The sequence below is a fragment of the Photobacterium sp. genome (genome assembly GCF_057456235.1).
Window position 1 is genome coordinate 166,061 of sequence record NZ_JBVCPH010000008.1, and the last position, 16,075, is coordinate 182,135.

The window sequence follows — 16,075 nt, forward strand, 5'->3', positions numbered from 1 at the left end:
TAACGATAAAAACTAGTAAAAACAGCCATCGAATAAATAGCTAAAAATGACATTAAACCAACAGGATTTATAATACTGAAAATTAATCGCAGAGAGTAAATGCATTAAACGGTAATAATAGAAAACACATTTTAATCGTCTATGTTTACAATTACAAACACAAGTAAAAACCTTGTTATTTCACAAGTATTCTATATTCCTCGCCTTATCTACCCAAACGACTTAAAGACGCGAACTGTTGGTCATTTGGGTTTATTTTTTTATGAGCTAAACTAAATCATCTTTAGTCACACTTACGCCTTTGATTTGTGCGTAGACTTCATCACCGACCTTCAGATTTAACTCGTCAGCAGCCCAGAGTGTAATATTGGCCCATAAATGCGTGTCACCGACTTGCAACTTAATTTCTACTTTTTGCTCTTCCTGAACATGAAGGATCTTCTCGATTCGTGCCGATAAGATATTACGGATACTGGTTTGCAGTGGTTTGGATTTTGTTAACGATATATCATTAGAGTGAATACGCACCCTTATCCATTCTCCCCTTTGATGTGGTAATCGACTCACCCACAAGTAAGTATTATGGCTTAGCATAACTTGGGTTAATGCATATTGCGGATGACTGACGCTAACCCGGGCACTAATAAGCGAACTTTGTTCTTTCGATGGCAACCAAGGGCGCATTTCAGGTGATCCCCATACGCTATTAACGTGTCCAGACACCACCAACTTTCCCTGATTGATCATGACCATATGATCAGCCAGACGCAATATCTCATCCAAACTATGGGTGACATAGAGGATCGGAATATTCACTTCTTTCGCCAATTTTTCCAGATAAGGCATCAACTCTTGCTTGCGCGGCTGATCCAGCGAAGCTAAAGGCTCATCCATCAGCAGCATATCTGGTTTTGTCAGCAACGCCCGGCCAATCGCAACACGCTGCCTTTCACCACCAGACAACGATGACGGATAGCGCTTTAATAGATGCTCAATTCCCAATAGCGCCACAACATCATCAAAATGCTGCTGGTCTTTATGCCGGCAACCATAGTGTAGATTTCCAAGCACGGTATAATGGGGAAATAAACGAGCATCCTGAAAAACATAACCAATACGACGCTGTTCGGGCGGTAAATATATCCTTTTCTCGCTGTCGTATAATACTCGATCTCCAAGTGCGATGTATCCTTCGTCAGGCTGACTCAATCCACTCAATACGTTAATAAGAGAAGTTTTACCAGCCCCGGAACGACCAAATACCGAGGTGATCCCCTTCATCGGCAAATCGAGAGCAAGATCCATCAACAGCTCACCAAGCTGCTGCTTTATGTTGATTTTCAACACATTACCTACGGTTAACATACCGTTTTTGGTCAACATTAAGCCTCCAAACGCTTACGGGCAATTCGTGTCAGCCATTCAGAGACCATCAGCGACATTAGCGCTATCACTATCGCGATCACACACAATCGTGCAGCTTCACTCTCCGCCCCCGGTGTTTCGATAAAAGAAAACATCGCAAGAGGTATTGTTTGCGTTTCTCCAGGGATATTCGACACAAAAGTAATGGTCGCGCCAAATTCGCCCAATGCACGGGCAAAGGCCAGAATCGTCCCCGTAAGAATACCAGGAAGGGTTAATGGCAGTGTTATTGTGAAAAAAACCTTCAATGGGCCAGCACCCAGTGTCCGCGCTGCCTGCTCTAATTTACGATCAACGCCTTCCAGCGCCAAACGAATCGATCGCACCATTAACGGAAATGACACAAGAGCGACTGCCAGTGCAGCCCCACGCCAGCTAAAGCTGAACGTCAGCCCAAACCATTCATATAGCCACTTCCCCATAAAACCCTGGCGCCCCATTGCGAGCAGCAACAAATAGCCAATAACAACCGGCGGCAACACTAAGGGAAGGTGCACTAAACCATCAAGAAATGACTTGCCAACAAACTGACATCGAGCCAACAACCAAGCGCATAAAATGCCAACTGGCAGGCTAAAAATCACGGCCACACTCGCGATTTTCAGGCTAAGCAGCAGCGCCTGTAGTTCATAATCGGTTAGCACTATTGGTGTACCCCGAAACCGTATTTTGTAAAGACAGCTAGCGCTTGCTCTGATTGTAAGAACTGATAGAAGTCTTTAACCTCTGGGCGTGACATTCCATTGACAATTGCAATAGGATATTCAATCGGTTGATGGCTGGTAGCCGGTATCTTTGCAACCAGCTTCACCTGTTTAGAGATTAAGGCATCTGTTTTATAGACCATCCCAAGCATCGCTTCCCCTCTTTCTACCAGCACTAATGCGGAACGAACATTATTCGCCCTTGCTAACAGCGGCTCAGCTTGTTGCCACAACCCCAAAGTCTGTAATGATTCTTTAGCATAACGTCCGGCAGGAACATGTGCCGGATCACCGACCGCTAAACGCGTACCTTGAAGAGCCTGACTGAGATCCCAGCCGGCAGTCACTTCAATTTTGTCCTCGGAATAAAACTTAGGCGCCACCAATACCAGTGAGTTAGTTAACAGTGATTGGCGTGATTCAGGCTCTATCATTTTCTGCTGAGACACATAATCCATCCATTTATTGTTCGCAGAAAGGTAGATGTCTGCCGGTGCTCCTTGTGCAATTTGTCTTGCCAGGGTTGAAGAAGAAGCAAAAGACAACGTTGTATCAATCCCTGCTGTTTCTTTATACAACCCAGCCACCTCGGATATCGCATTAGTCAGAGAAGAAGCGGCGAACACCGTGACTTTTTCACTTGCATAAGTTGGTGCTACCGATGTCGCCAGACAGACGACTGAAACAACTAACGAGGCAAACTTCTTACTCGATCCCATCACTTTATCCTTACCATTGAAATATCGATATATAGTAAAGTATATATCGAGTAAAGAAAATGATTAACGAATGCAAAAATTAGCGAGAAAAAGGCAATACACCGGAAATCGACACCGAATGCCGGAAGAACGCCTCTGTAGTGGCATACTGAATTTGGCCACCTGATTAGAGGTGTTTATCGAATAGCTCAGTCTTGCTTTGAGCTAAAACATCAGCCCCAACAAAGAATACTTTTTAAATTCAAGCCCTTAATGTATTGCACATCAAAGGCTCGAACATCATGATGATAGTCGTGTTTTAGAACTCAGACATCAGCTGTTTGTACTTCATCTCATCTTCATACATCTGATGGAAGATTTGATACTTCATATCATAGAAACGCTTAATTCTGTCTGTTTGTGGTGTTACAGCTTTTCCAATACGACTCATTGCATTCATTGCATCTGGAATATCAGTATAAAAACCTGACGCGACTGAACCTAGCATTGCAGAGCCAAGCAATACTGCTTCGCTTTCTTCTGGTAATAACATTAAACAGCCTGTTGCATTGGCATGCTCTTGAACAAAAATCGTATTCTTTGTTCCACCTCCACAACCCATAATGGTATCAATCTCGTATCCCGACTGATTCATTACTTCAATGATATGCCTTGTTCCTAACGCAATAGCCTGAATTGTCGCTAGGTAAGCCAGAGCCATATCATCGAGTGTTTTCGACATTTTTAGTCCGGTAATCGTACCGGTAAGATTTGGATTGGCTCGTGGAGAACGGTTACCATGAAAATATGGCAATACATGAATGTCTTTAGTTAGAAACGCAATATCTTCTTTAGTGCCCGCGAGTTTCAATAAATGATCATTCAGTATTTGATAAACCGTTGTTCCATCTTTCGTTGCTTGTGCTTTTAGTTGTCCATATAAAGGGTTCGACGTAATGATATGGTCAATTAACGCGCCTGTAGCAGATTGACCACCTTCATTTAACCAATGATTCGGGATCATTGCCCCATAGTAAGCACCCCATACACCATCGATGAAACGCGCAGTCTTTGATGCAGCCATATGACAAGATGAGGTTCCGCCTATTAATGCCAAACGCTTATTAAAATCGGCAGTCTCGCCAGCCATACCAGCGGCCCCCAGAACACCAATACCACCAGCATGAGCATCAATAATCGACGTACCAACAGGTGTACCGCGTATTAAACCTAAATCATCAGCGGCGTGTGCCGTTAAACCTTGCCCAACAGGCTCTCCCATTGGCTTAATAACATTACCAATAGACTTTGCACCATCAGCAAGTAAATCATCTAACCCAATGCGTTCAAAAAAGTGTGTATCCCACTTATCTTCATGGCCTAAGTATGTCCATTTACACACGGTAGAGCAAAGAGAACGGCTATCATCAAACGTTGCTTTCCATGTTAAAAAGTCAGGTAAATCAAAAAAATATTTAGCTTGAGACCAAGTATTTGGCATATTTTGCTTCAGCCAAAGTAACTTCGGGGTTTGCATTTCAGGTGAGATACGATTTCCCACATATGCCAATACCGGATGTTCTGTTGTATTAATACGTTCTGCTTGTGCAATGGCTCGGTGATCCATCCACATAATGATATTTTGTTCACTTCGACCTGTAGGGCTAACCGTTAATGGTTGGCCTTTTTTATCTAAAACAACCAATGAACAGGTTGCATCAAAGCCGATACCTTTTACTTGAATCGGATCAATGTTTGCTTGCGAAACTGCATCTTTGACCGCCATACAGACACTTTGCCAAATGTTTTCAGACGACTGTTCGATAAAATCAGCACGGGGTTTAAACATCTGTGTATCACGCTTCGCTTCACCGACTTTTCGACCTGAGGCATCGAAAACACCAGCTCGTGCGCTGCCACTACCAACGTCAACGCCAATAAAATAAATACTCATCTTGCTCTCTCCACTAAGCTTTACGTTTTTGTAGGGTAATGAATAGAATTAAAATGCCACCCCAAAGAGCCATCGTTAAATAGCTGCTGACGCCTAATAAATTCAGACCGCTTTCTAACGTTTGTAATACAATCAATGCCAGGCCAATACCAATAATTCGACCAAAACCACCATCTGGATTAATCCCCCCTAATACTGATGCTAAAATGGCTATCAATAAGTAGGACTCCCCATAGCCTGCTTTGGCCGAGTTGAATTTTGCCATCATAACCAGTGCGGCAACCCAACAAAGAATCGATGAAATCGCATACACATAAAGCACGGCTTTTTGTGTATTGATACCAGAGAATTGAGCAGCCTTCTCGTTCGAGCCCATCAAGTAGATAGTACGGCCAAGGCTGGTGTGCTCAAGTAACCCCCATAAACCAATAGCGAAAAATACGAAGAGGATAAGTGGCATTGGAATACCCAATACTGCACCATTACCGATGACTAATAATGATTCTGGAAAGCCTGACATAACACTGCCACCAGAAATCAAAACGTTTAGGCCATTAATTAATGTCATCATTCCGAGTGTTGCTAATATTGGGGAAACCCCGACATAAGCAATTAAAGCACCGTTAAGTAAACCAATAACAACCGCAGTAACTAAACCCGCCACCAGTGCAAACAACAGTACCATTCCATTATCGGGTGCCATCGTGATAATGCTTGCCATAACTAAACTGCACGCATTGGTCGTTGCAATAATGGAGAGATTAATCCCTCCAGTAAGCATGCATACCGCCATCGCAAGCGCTAGCATTCCCAATAATGGCATTTGTGATGACATGGACTGTAAATTTGCCACCGAGAAGAATGTATCACCGCTTGCGACAGCCATGATGACCATAATACTGATTAAAATAACTAATAAATAACGGATGTTTCTATCCGTTGGTAGCTTTAATGCATTCAATACCTGATCCATTACGCCCCCTGCAACGCTTGTTTTTTTTCATTCAGAGCAGTCATACTGATACTGAATACAATAATGAGACCGGTGACAACCGCATGCCAATAAGAAGGAACACCTAGCAATGTTAATCCGTTCTTCATAATGGCTAACAGCGCCACACCAAGAACAACTCCCATAAGCGTGCCTTTCCCCCCTGTCATGCTCGTTCCACCTAATACCACAGCAGCCAAAACCGTAAGTTCAAAGCCCATTAATGAATTCGGTGCAACTGACTGTGTAATTTGGGTTTGCACCACTGATGCAATTCCCGCTAATGCCCCCATGTAGCCGTAAACAAACAGGTGAATACCAAATAAATTAATACCAATCCGGCTTGCTGCATCTGCATTACCGCCCATCGCATATATCTGACGACCTAAGCGTGTTTTCGACATCAAAAATGATGTAAATAAAACAACAGCGACAAGCGTTATAATTGGAAGAGATAAGCCATAGTCGTATCCGTCGCTACCCACAAAGGTGAACCACTCAACCCCATCCATAAACCAATCAGGGAAACCGTATAACCAAGCACCATTGCTAAAGTAAATCAGCAATCCAAAAAATAAATTGAGTGTTGAAATCGTAATGATGATAGCAGGTACTTTCAGCTTATATACCAATACGGCATTGATAAGGCCAAGCAGCATACCTACAGCAGCGGCAATCAAAAAAGCAATAAAGAAGTTGCCTCCAATAGACAATACATAGGTCGCCATAACGTACTGTGCTATTGCGGCAGTGGCTGGAAATGAAATATCAATACCGCCTGCAATCAAAACAACATAAAGTCCACAAGCCATGATGCCTAGAATGGCAGAGCTCACCGACATATCGAAAATATTGCCCAGCGTTAAAAAATCTTCAGAGCTTATTCCTAACCCAATAACCATTAAACCAATAAGGGCCGCTAGATAAAATTCATGACGCTTTATTAAAGCATCCCAACGAAAACGCATACGATCACGCATTGACGGCCTCCATGATTTCTTTTTCTGAAGATGTTATTGGATGGAAGTCATGAGAGAACTTTCCATCTTTCATTACAATCACGCGATGGCTGTTATAAAACACTTCAGGGATTTCATCGCTCACCATGATGATAGCCATCCCCTTTAAAGCGAGATCTTTCGCTATCTGATAAATGCTTTCTTTGTTCGCAATATCAACACCCACTGTTGGAGAGTCGAGAATCAACACATCAGGCTCAGCCGCAATCCACTTAGCAATAGAAATCCGTTGAGCATTACCGCCCGACAAACTGGTCACTGGTAACATAGGATCAGCAACTTTAATTGATAAAGAAGATATGAGTCTTTTCACTAAGTTTGTCGCTTTTGCATGATCAAGAAAACCATTCGGCTTTTTCAATCGAGACAGAACTGTCGCTGTAGTGTTGTCTTGTATGGATTGTTCCATAACTAACCCAGTGCTCATTCTGTCTTCCGAGACATAACCAATGCCATGAGCAATCGCTTCTCTGTTAGAACTAAATTCAACACGTTTGCCATTAACCTTCATTTGACCGCTATCTGGTCGAGTCATACCAAATAAAGCCAAACATAACTCAGTACGACCAGAACCTAACAACCCTGTTATAGAAACAATTTCACCAGCACGCACTTGAAGATTAATATCATTAAACTGACCTTTTTTAGTCAGGTTAGTGACCTCTAATTTCACATCTCCCTGCTGTTTATATTCGCCTAGCGGAGAATACTCAAAACGTTGCCCTGTCATTAAGAACGCCAGTTCATCACTATTCATTTCTTCTGCTGGATACGTGCCAATGGTTTTGCCGTCACGAATAACCGTAATTCGATCAGAAATCTCCATGACCTCATCCAGCTTGTGACTAACAAACACAACAGTAATACCTTTAGACTTTAAATCCGCAACCACCTGAATTAAGCTATTTACTTCTGTTCGAGTCAGAGAAGCCGTCGGTTCATCCATAATGACAAGCTTGGCATCAGACGCCATTGCACGACAAATAGCGACCAACTGGCACTCTGCAATAGAAAGTTGCTCTACTCGTTTTGTTAAAGGAAGTGATACCCCCACTTTATCCATCGCAGCCTTGGCTATCGCATCTAAACGTGCGTGCTTAACTACGCCTTTCGTCCATGCCATATGATCTTGCACGGCAATATTTTCAGCGACAGTAAGATTAGGAAATAAAGATAGATCTTGATAGATAACCTGAATCCCATGTTCTATAGATTGCTGCGGGTTCAAGCGGGAATAGGTTTTCCCATCAAGTACAATCTCTGCACCTTTTTCAGGTGCATGTACCCCAGAGATCACTTTGAACAAGGTACTTTTTCCACAACCATTTTTCCCTGCTAAGCAATGCACTTCACCTTTATTGAAAGTTAAGTTGATGCCATCAAGGGCCTTAACGGAACCAAAATGCTTGGATACACGCTTTAAGGTAATAAATGCTTCGTTTGACATGATGGATTTCCAGCTAAAGGGCAGTATTGCACTGCCCTGAACAAAATATTAATAATGTGATCAGAAACCTAGGTCACGAGCGTTTGACTTGTCTACTACAAGGATTTTATTAAATTTAATCACACGCTTTTCTTGATCAATCTCTGCAACACCAAGATTATCAACAGTCACACCATCAACCACTTTTTGGCCGTCCAGCATTTGTTTCGCTACGGCAACCATCGCATAACCTGCATCGGCGGGATTCCATAAGAAGCCTTTATCAATCTCGCCACGCATCAAGTACGGTGCCGCTTGGCTTGGCATCATAATGCCCACAGTACTCATTTTGTTTTTAGCGCGTTTCTTCTTAATGGCCTCACCTGCACCAATGGCACCGAGTGATCCATAAGAAACAATACCCGTCATGTCTGGGTGTGCTTTCATTAAGTCATTCGTTGCAGCATACGAAGCATCAATACTTTCAGCAACAGGCATACGGCTTGTCACTTCATACATGTCTGGGTAAGCCATTTTTTGGTAATCAATCGCTAGATTTGCCCAGTTATTATGCAGTGGGACGGTTAATGAACCAACATAAACGGCATAACCACCTTTCTTGCCCATATTTTTCGCAAGTTCATCCATTGTCGCTTTCGCATAAGCTTGATTATCAATGGTTTCGATATCCCAGTCGGCGCTGTGGCCATCTGGTGATTCGTGAGTAAGTACAATAATGCCCTTCTCACGCGCTTTCTTAAATACGGGTTCTAATACCGTTACATCATTAGGAACAACCGTTATAGCGTCCACACCTTTAGCAATCAGATCCTCAATGATCTTCACCTGCTGTGCGGGATCGGGAGTAGATGGACCTAACTGACGGGCATTAACACCAAAATCAGTAGCAGCCTGCTCAATACCCTTGTTCATTTGGTTAAACCAAGGGATACCTGATACTTTCACGACGTTCACAATTTCATAGTCTTTTGCCTGAACACCAGCAGTAGCAAGAGCCAGTGTAAGAGCAGCAACATTGAACAAAACCTTTTTCATCGTTATCAATCCTTTATTATATGTGTAGAGCATTGGAGATTTGATGAGATGAATATAGGGGATTAAACAAGGACAAACTGGAAGAGTATTACAATATGTGACGGGGACACATTCGTGTAACGGTGCGGATATCGCAACGTTAAAAAATTGTTGCTTTAAAAGTAATGCGTAATTTAAACAAACTTTAATATCGAAAATAAAACAATGACCTTACAATAATAAAGCAAAAAAATAACAATAACTCTGATGTAAATACAAAAAGCAGAGCTATCAATAGAATGTAAATACTGTTTATTAAACAGTAAGTTACTAAACAAGATCTAGTTCTACTTTTTTAATGTCGTTTTTCATTACTGCCAAAGGTAAATGTGATGACAAGTCAGGATAAAAAGAAACGCTATACTCTGGAAATTAAAACTAATTAGCCACTATGTTATTTTATTACAGCTGTTCTAAAACTAAGGTAAAGTAAGCCATTTAAATTTTATCCGACGTAAACTGGCAAGTACTTTCATTCCGCATTTTCCGACTTGCGTGTCAACTTTCTTTAGCCTTACTATTAGTGTTGAAATAAAGTTTCATCGACCTCAGTGATGCCCGCATTAAAGGCTGTGGGTAGCTCTAAGAATCAGGGTGAGATCATGAATACTTAGTTTTCATCCAAAGCTAAATCAAACCAACTCATCGATATGAAATATGTACATCAGCAACCAAAAATACCGGTAATTTTTTGGAATTTAACCGTATAACCGCTCTATAAATTGATGGTAATTTACGTTTTTAACAAAAAATCAACTTATGCTCTCGGCCTGACATATCACTTAGCTATTGTCTGTCTAATTTAACTGTAACAACTAAAGGAAATATAGCCTTCATTAATCTACTTAACGGGGCATAAATACGTTAAAATACCGGCGATTATTTTAGCTTTGAGCCCTTTATACTAATGACTACTGTCACAACTCCAGACAACTTTACTGAACTTGGCCTTATTCAACCCTTGTTAGCTCGATTAACTGAACTTGAATATCAACAGCCAACGCCTATTCAAGCACAAGTTATCCCAAGTGTATTAGCAGGGCGTGATTTAATTGCAGGGGCAAATACAGGCTCAGGTAAAACGGCCGCCTTTGCTCTGCCTATGCTGCAGCAATTACACGCTGAAAAGCCATTGAATAGCAAAAGCAGTAAAGGCAACTATGTTACCGGGCTGATTTTAGTGCCAACGCGTGAATTGGCAAAACAAGTTTCTGACAACATTAAGTCTTATGCCGTGCACTTTAACGGCACGATTAAAACGGTTGCTGTTTTTGGTGGTGTATCCGCGAATACTCAAATGCTTGCATTACGTGGCGGTACCGACATTTTGGTGGCAACACCTGGTCGATTACTCGACTTAATTTCAAGTAATGCCATTAAGCTAGATAAGGTTAAAACCTTAGTGCTTGATGAAGCTGATCGTATGTTAAGTCTTGGTTTTACTGATGAACTATCAGCACTGCTGAGTTTATTGCCAAAGCAAACTCAAACGTTATTATTTTCAGCGACTTTTCCTGAGCAAGTACAGGCTTTAACTCAAGAGTTGCTTAACGACCCTGTTGAAATACAATTGCAGAGCACTGATACCAGTACCCTGGTACAGCGCGTTTTTACCGTTAATAAGGGTGGAAAAACAGCCTTGTTAGCGCATTTAATCAAGCAACATCAGTGGCGACAAGCACTGATTTTCGTCAATGCAAAAAATAGCTGTGAGCACTTAGCTGACAAACTCTCTAAACGGGGTATTTCCGCAGAAGTATTTCATGGTAATAAAGGGCAAGGTGCTCGTACTCGCGTGCTTGATGCTTTTAAATCAGGCGAGATAGAAGTGTTAATTGCGACAGATATTGCTGCTCGTGGTCTAGACATCGAAAAATTGCCAGTGGTAATCAATTTTGATTTACCAAGAAGTCCATCAGATTACATGCACCGTATTGGCCGAAGTGGCCGTGCCGGTGAAGTAGGTTTAGCATTATCGCTTATTGATTATGATGATTACCATCACTTCAACATCATCGAAAAGAAGAACAAGATCAGACTTGAACGTGAGCAAGTGGTGGGTTTTGAAGTCGATGAAACTATCAGTGACGCGATTTTAGCGTCAAATAAACCGATGGCAAAACCTGAAGGCTGCGGTAAGAAAAAGCGTAAAAATAAAATGTCTGAGCATAAAGATATCTGGTTGAGAGATTTTTAACCTAAGAAACGGGAAATCAACAAGAACCTACACGTTCAATGACGATCATTACTATATCAGGTCAAAAACTGTAAGATTTATTGAATCATGACTATTAATCCATTAGTCAAATAATCATCGTGTTATTGATTTCATTGCATTGCAATCACTCAAGGTTAGCCGAGTATGACAACAATCTCGTCTAGCCTTGAGTGCCACAGCTTTGTCAGTAGCATTAAGATAAAGTATGGCAAATAAACCTTTTGGCATTTTCCTACCCTGCCCCCACCGCGTGACAGTCTTACAATTTTAAAACATCAATTCTCGGCTTCAAGCTTGTGAATCCGCATGTGAATTATCTGAAAAGGGATTGTCGGTGAGTGAATGCATCGAAAATCGATACGGAAACTTAAAAGGCAGCCCGCATACACGATTGTTGTCATGATTGTTTTACTTATCGCCATGAGATAGTCAACACTGAAATAGACACCGCCTAAATGGGAATATGCGATAACGATCATAAAATGAACGCCAATATACTTTTAAAATTAGTCAGCCAATTTTGGTGAACTTAATAAGGAATGGCCTTAATGCCTCAATCGGCTATTGGAAGTCAGTGGTACAAATTTGATTTTCATACTCATACCCCAGCCTCTATTGATTATCTTGATCAAGAAATTCCTAATGAAGCGGAGTGGCTAAAAGCTGTAATGCAAGCCGATATAGACTGTGTGGCCGTCACCGACCATAACTCAGGCTGTTGGATTAACCAGCTGAAAGAAACATACATCACCCTGGACAAGTCAGAACCATGGTACCGGCCTCTGCATATTTTTCCAGGATGTGAGATCACGGTATCAACCGGAAACAGTCATACCCACTTGCTGGCACTTTTTGATCCAAGCGTAGATTCAAACCACATCACAACGCTACTTGGCGCATGCGGCATTGTCGATGATTTTGGCGATCCCGAGCGAACATCGACTATCGAGTCAATTGAAACCGTTATCGCAGACGTCAAGCAGGCCGGTGGGCTGGCAATCCCTGCTCATATCGAGGGGTCAAAAGGTCTGCTGGAAAATGTTCGAAATGTTAACCCCGAGATACAAAAATCACTCAATCTCATTGATGCCGCGCAGTTCCTTAATACGTCTCATCTCGATACCGTCCATCCAGAGTTGAAAAAAGCGGCTTCTCACATCGCCGTAGTGCGTGGTTCTGATGCTCATTCCATAATGGATTTAGGAACTAGTTTTACTTGGGTAAAAATGGACATCCCATCCCTCACCGCGCTTGAATCTGCACTTAAAGACAACACCTTCTGTATTCTGAATCAGGGAAAAAATCCAAATATCACAACTCAGTCGAATTAATCTCCGATAAATAGACCGAAGTCACTTCCAAATGCAGGATTCTGGCTGATGAGAGCTTAATTGTTTACTGGGTATGGACGTCCTTTAAAGAGCACGATGAACGTGCTCTTTTTATCACAGCCATGGTGTTGAAAGATTTCTCTCTTATGGCAGGTTATTCAGGTCGTTAATGGCTGATAGTATTCCGTTTATGCCGGTATAGGTAGAAGTAATTAAACCTGGAATCAGTGGAAAAGTTGGATTTGTCAACGTTGGTATAGTGGAAAGAATGCCAGAAAGCGCGCCCAAGCCAATATTTCCACAGCTCAGCAGGCCGCCTGATACCGCTTTATTCATTATTATGAGTGCCGTCAGTCTTCGATTACGTTCGTCAGGCGTCAGGGTGTTTTCATCCGGAGTTGTACCCGGATCATCAACACTAATTTTTAAATATGATTCTAACTTCTTCTCATTGAGACTATTTTTATTTATACCTAATAGCATTTCCATTAAATCATTTGATTCAGCTAATGCCACAAGCTCTTTGATCTCATCTTTTGTAATAATTTGCGCATCAATTTCCGGTATAGAGTAGCCTTCGAGGACTTTTGTGATATTTTTTGATTGCTCAAGTAGAATGGTGGCGATTTCTGACTCCTTTACAATCACAGCCAACTCCAGACACCCCTTAAAGGCATCGACAGTCGTTTTTATGTCAGCTGGAGTAAGATCAGGAACATCTATTTTTTTGCTAACACCTTGGTTTATTTTCTTACCTAGCTCAATTAACTGGGCATAGTTAATTTTCTTAAAAATCTCGGGATGGTGTTCAAGTCGGTATTCTAGCTCCCATAATGCCTGTTTGGTTTCACTCATTTTGTTTTTCTCCGGCATGTCGTTGATAGACTACTATTAAAACTAGCATGCCCCATAGACTTGGCAAGCAATGGTTGAACTTGTTTCCACCGCAAAGAAATCACACCTATAGCCAAGTGACTTCTGGATGCTGAATTCAGAGTGCTCTCTACCAGCTCAATTCGAGGAAAATGTACAGAGGAATGAGTCGTTTTTTCGAGTACATTTGACATGGAAGCGGACTGACTGGAACATTGCCGAATGTCGATTATTACCTTTAATTTTCTCCCGACCTCGATGTATTTGATTCTAAGTGATTGGTTTAATTAAAGCCGATTCCCGAACTATTGTTCTCTTACCCACCAATTACTAGAAGAATTGCAATCTGTTCCTATACTCAATATGGATACGGATAATATACCTTTATTACATCGATGCTCTTTATAAAAAATCAAATATTTTTGGTCTCTCTTATTTCTATAAAAATGGCAGGACGTAACGATGAAGCAAACGATAAAATTCTCTTTCGTAATATCGACCCTAGCATTAATTCTCTCCGGCTGTGATAAAACCAACGTTCAGGACAAAGAACTCATCAAATCACTCGAAGCAAAAATCCAAACACTTGAGCAACAAATGAAGCAATCAGAACTCCCTGTAGCAAAGACGTCTGATCCAGATGTTATCAAACCATTGCAAGACAAAATTGCCAGCCTCGAAAAACAACTGACAGCGACAAATCCCAGTACCGATAAATATCAAACCTTAGAAAAAGTCCAAAAGCTAGGCTACGTTGAATGCGGGGTCAGCAACGGGCTACCGGGATTCTCTAACCCGAATGCAAAAGGCGAGTGGGAAGGACTGGATGTTGAATTTTGTCAAGCGGTTGCAGCTGCAACCGTTGGCGATAAAACAAAAGTAAAATATATCCCGCTAACAACGGAAGAACGCTTTACCGCTCTTCAATCAGGAGACGTTGACCTGCTAGCGCGTAATACCACCTGGACAATGCATCGCGATACCGCTTTGGGAGTCCGTTTTACTGGTGTTAATTACTACGATGGCCAGGGTTTTATGATTAAAAAGAACCTTGGTGTATATAGTGCAACAGAGCTTGATGGCGCAACAATTTGTGTCCAATCTGGCACCACGACAGAACTCAACCTCGCCGAATATTTCCGTTTTCGTGAAATGAAATATACGCCAGTCATGTATGATACAGAGGCGCAAGCCGTTGAAGGCTTTGATGCCAGTCGTTGTGATGTTCTGACAACCGATCAGTCAGCCCTCTATGCGCTTCGTCAGAGCTTAGAGGATCCTGCTGGTGCCGTTGTCTTACCTGAAATTATCTCTAAAGAGCCGTTAGGCCCGGTCGTCCGCCAAGGCGATGATCAGTGGTTCAACATTATCAGATGGACGCTCTACACCATGCTGGCGGCGGAAGAGCTAGGTGTATCATCAATCAGTGTTGATGATATGAAGAACTCTAATGACCCGAATATCCGTCACCTCATTGGTCTAGACGGGCCTAAAGGCAAAGGATTGGGACTGAGTGACGACTGGGGTTACCGTATTATCAAACAAGTCGGTAACTACAGTGAGAGTTTCGAACGTACGGTAGGCGTACACTCACCGTTTGAAATGAAACGCGGAGTAAACGCGCTATGGCAAGATGGTGGCATTCAGTACGCTCCGCCTATCCGTTAATTCTGCGACCGAGAACTAGGAGGGGGGGACTGCCCTCCTCTTCAACTTCTCTACTTTAAAAACGTCATTTATCATTCAACCATCGATCTGCAATTCAGTTTTAATCAGATGCAAAATTGCAAGATCATGCCCTACAACAAAGGTTAAATTCCACACATTTACCAACTTAACGACCGGTGACAGGGCTTGAGCTTCGAGGTTTTTTAACAGTTGATCTGCGCCGTCTAAGGGAAAGCCGTCGATAGTACAGACATCTAACTCTTCAGCCCATTCTATTAAGGCCGCCTTTTCGTCACTCGCTTCCACCTGTGACATATACGTCGCAGCATTATACTCCAAAATCAGGGTGTAGACAGACACTGGATATATCTCATATATGATGGCCAGCAAAACCGTATCCTTACAGAAATTGCTGACACATTTTTAATCATCTTTAACCATCGACTGAGTATACCAGCAGGTTAATTTATCAGGTGAACCCACCAGGCTAACTACAATTTCACCATAGAGTTTCCACCCTTGCCCAAGAAGAAGGTTTATTTTGTTTTCAAATTCAAACTCATGTTTATCGCAGACAATTTTGTATTTCATTAGTTATCTCCAACTAGCATCACACATAAAAATGAACAAGCTTTAACATTATGACCGGCTCATCGTAAACTGTACGCTAAGT

General features: G+C 42.0%; 14 protein-coding genes. 3 read left to right on the forward strand and 11 right to left on the reverse strand.

What is annotated here, in order from left to right; all coding sequences use genetic code 11:
• Positions 1-267: 267 nt before the first annotated feature.
• The 8 genes from modC to AC2204_RS11460 all read right to left on the reverse strand — a co-directional run bounded on the left by modC (position 268) and on the right by AC2204_RS11460 (position 9,273).
• Complete coding sequence (gene modC, locus AC2204_RS11425; RefSeq protein ID WP_318925618.1) at positions 268-1,383, reverse strand: molybdenum ABC transporter ATP-binding protein ModC; 1,116 nt, start codon at positions 1,381-1,383, stop codon at positions 268-270.
• On the reverse strand, positions 1,383-2,069 hold the full coding sequence (gene modB / locus AC2204_RS11430) for a molybdate ABC transporter permease subunit (RefSeq protein ID WP_318925619.1): 687 nt from the start codon (positions 2,067-2,069) through the stop codon (positions 1,383-1,385). The genes modC and modB overlap by 1 nt, the downstream gene beginning before the upstream one ends.
• Positions 2,069-2,848 (reverse strand): molybdate ABC transporter substrate-binding protein, encoded by a 780-nt coding sequence (gene modA / locus AC2204_RS11435; protein WP_318925620.1) that lies wholly within the window; start codon positions 2,846-2,848, stop codon positions 2,069-2,071. Before modA ends, modB begins: the two co-directional genes overlap by 1 nt.
• A 298-nt stretch (positions 2,849-3,146) precedes the next feature.
• Complete coding sequence (locus AC2204_RS11440) at positions 3,147-4,781, reverse strand: FGGY-family carbohydrate kinase (RefSeq protein ID WP_318925621.1); 1,635 nt, start codon at positions 4,779-4,781, stop codon at positions 3,147-3,149.
• Between the two features lie 13 nt (positions 4,782-4,794).
• On the reverse strand, positions 4,795-5,754 hold the full coding sequence (locus AC2204_RS11445; RefSeq protein ID WP_318925622.1) for an ABC transporter permease: 960 nt from the start codon (positions 5,752-5,754) through the stop codon (positions 4,795-4,797).
• The gene (locus tag AC2204_RS11450; RefSeq protein ID WP_318925623.1) at positions 5,754-6,752 is read right to left on the reverse strand and encodes an ABC transporter permease; all 999 of its coding nucleotides are present in this window, start codon (positions 6,750-6,752) and stop codon (positions 5,754-5,756) included. The genes AC2204_RS11445 and AC2204_RS11450 overlap by 1 nt, the downstream gene beginning before the upstream one ends.
• Positions 6,745-8,238 (reverse strand): sugar ABC transporter ATP-binding protein, encoded by a 1,494-nt coding sequence (locus AC2204_RS11455; protein ID WP_318925624.1) that lies wholly within the window; start codon positions 8,236-8,238, stop codon positions 6,745-6,747. Before AC2204_RS11455 ends, AC2204_RS11450 begins: the two co-directional genes overlap by 8 nt.
• Before the next feature lie 60 nt (positions 8,239-8,298).
• Positions 8,299-9,273, reverse strand: coding sequence for an autoinducer 2 ABC transporter substrate-binding protein (locus tag AC2204_RS11460; RefSeq protein WP_318925625.1), 975 nt, complete (start codon positions 9,271-9,273; stop codon positions 8,299-8,301).
• Positions 9,274-10,219: 946 nt separating this feature from the next.
• Between AC2204_RS11460 and AC2204_RS11465 the strand changes: the two genes are divergently transcribed.
• Positions 10,220-11,509, forward strand: coding sequence for a DEAD/DEAH box helicase (locus AC2204_RS11465; RefSeq protein WP_318925626.1), 1,290 nt, complete (start codon positions 10,220-10,222; stop codon positions 11,507-11,509).
• 569 nt (positions 11,510-12,078) lie between these two features.
• Entirely contained in the window at positions 12,079-12,861 is a 783-nt protein-coding gene (locus AC2204_RS11470; protein WP_318925627.1) for a PHP-associated domain-containing protein, read from the forward strand.
• Between the two features lie 144 nt (positions 12,862-13,005).
• Here the strand turns inward: AC2204_RS11470 and AC2204_RS11475 are convergent, their stop codons facing one another.
• Positions 13,006-13,716: a hypothetical protein gene (locus AC2204_RS11475; protein WP_318925628.1), complete on the reverse strand. Its 711-nt coding sequence runs from the start codon at positions 13,714-13,716 to the stop codon at positions 13,006-13,008.
• A gap of 480 nt (positions 13,717-14,196) precedes the next feature.
• Here AC2204_RS11475 and AC2204_RS11480 point away from each other — a divergent pair, with 480 nt between their 5' ends.
• The gene (locus AC2204_RS11480; RefSeq protein ID WP_318925629.1) at positions 14,197-15,402 is read left to right on the forward strand and encodes a transporter substrate-binding domain-containing protein; all 1,206 of its coding nucleotides are present in this window, start codon (positions 14,197-14,199) and stop codon (positions 15,400-15,402) included.
• Positions 15,403-15,477: 75 nt separating this feature from the next.
• Here the strand turns inward: AC2204_RS11480 and AC2204_RS11485 are convergent, their stop codons facing one another.
• Positions 15,478-15,762, reverse strand: a complete 285-nt coding sequence (locus AC2204_RS11485) for a hypothetical protein (protein ID WP_318925630.1) — start codon at positions 15,760-15,762, stop codon at positions 15,478-15,480.
• A gap of 63 nt (positions 15,763-15,825) precedes the next feature.
• Positions 15,826-15,993, reverse strand: coding sequence for a DUF1737 domain-containing protein (locus AC2204_RS11490; protein WP_107283094.1), 168 nt, complete (start codon positions 15,991-15,993; stop codon positions 15,826-15,828).
• Positions 15,994-16,075 lie beyond the last annotated feature (82 nt).

Excerpts from the sequence above, each read along its gene's own strand:
- modC (WP_318925618.1), bottom strand. The coding sequence starts at position 1,383 with ATGTTGACCAAAAACGGTATGTTAACCGTAGGTAATGTGTTGAAAATC.
- modA (WP_318925620.1), bottom strand. The coding sequence starts at position 2,848 with ATGGGATCGAGTAAGAAGTTTGCCTCGTTAGTTGTTTCAGTCGTCTGT.
- AC2204_RS11440 (WP_318925621.1), bottom strand. The coding sequence starts at position 4,781 with ATGAGTATTTATTTTATTGGCGTTGACGTTGGTAGTGGCAGCGCACGA.
- AC2204_RS11445 (WP_318925622.1), bottom strand. The coding sequence starts at position 5,754 with ATGGATCAGGTATTGAATGCATTAAAGCTACCAACGGATAGAAACATC.
- AC2204_RS11450 (WP_318925623.1), bottom strand. The coding sequence starts at position 6,752 with ATGCGTGATCGTATGCGTTTTCGTTGGGATGCTTTAATAAAGCGTCAT.
- AC2204_RS11455 (WP_318925624.1), bottom strand. The coding sequence starts at position 8,238 with ATGTCAAACGAAGCATTTATTACCTTAAAGCGTGTATCCAAGCATTTT.
- AC2204_RS11460 (WP_318925625.1), bottom strand. The coding sequence starts at position 9,273 with ATGAAAAAGGTTTTGTTCAATGTTGCTGCTCTTACACTGGCTCTTGCT.
- AC2204_RS11465 (WP_318925626.1), top strand. The coding sequence starts at position 10,220 with ATGACTACTGTCACAACTCCAGACAACTTTACTGAACTTGGCCTTATT.
- AC2204_RS11470 (WP_318925627.1), top strand. The coding sequence starts at position 12,079 with ATGCCTCAATCGGCTATTGGAAGTCAGTGGTACAAATTTGATTTTCAT.
- AC2204_RS11475 (WP_318925628.1), bottom strand. The coding sequence starts at position 13,716 with ATGAGTGAAACCAAACAGGCATTATGGGAGCTAGAATACCGACTTGAA.
- AC2204_RS11480 (WP_318925629.1), top strand. The coding sequence starts at position 14,197 with ATGAAGCAAACGATAAAATTCTCTTTCGTAATATCGACCCTAGCATTA.
- AC2204_RS11490 (WP_107283094.1), bottom strand. The coding sequence starts at position 15,993 with ATGAAATACAAAATTGTCTGCGATAAACATGAGTTTGAATTTGAAAAC.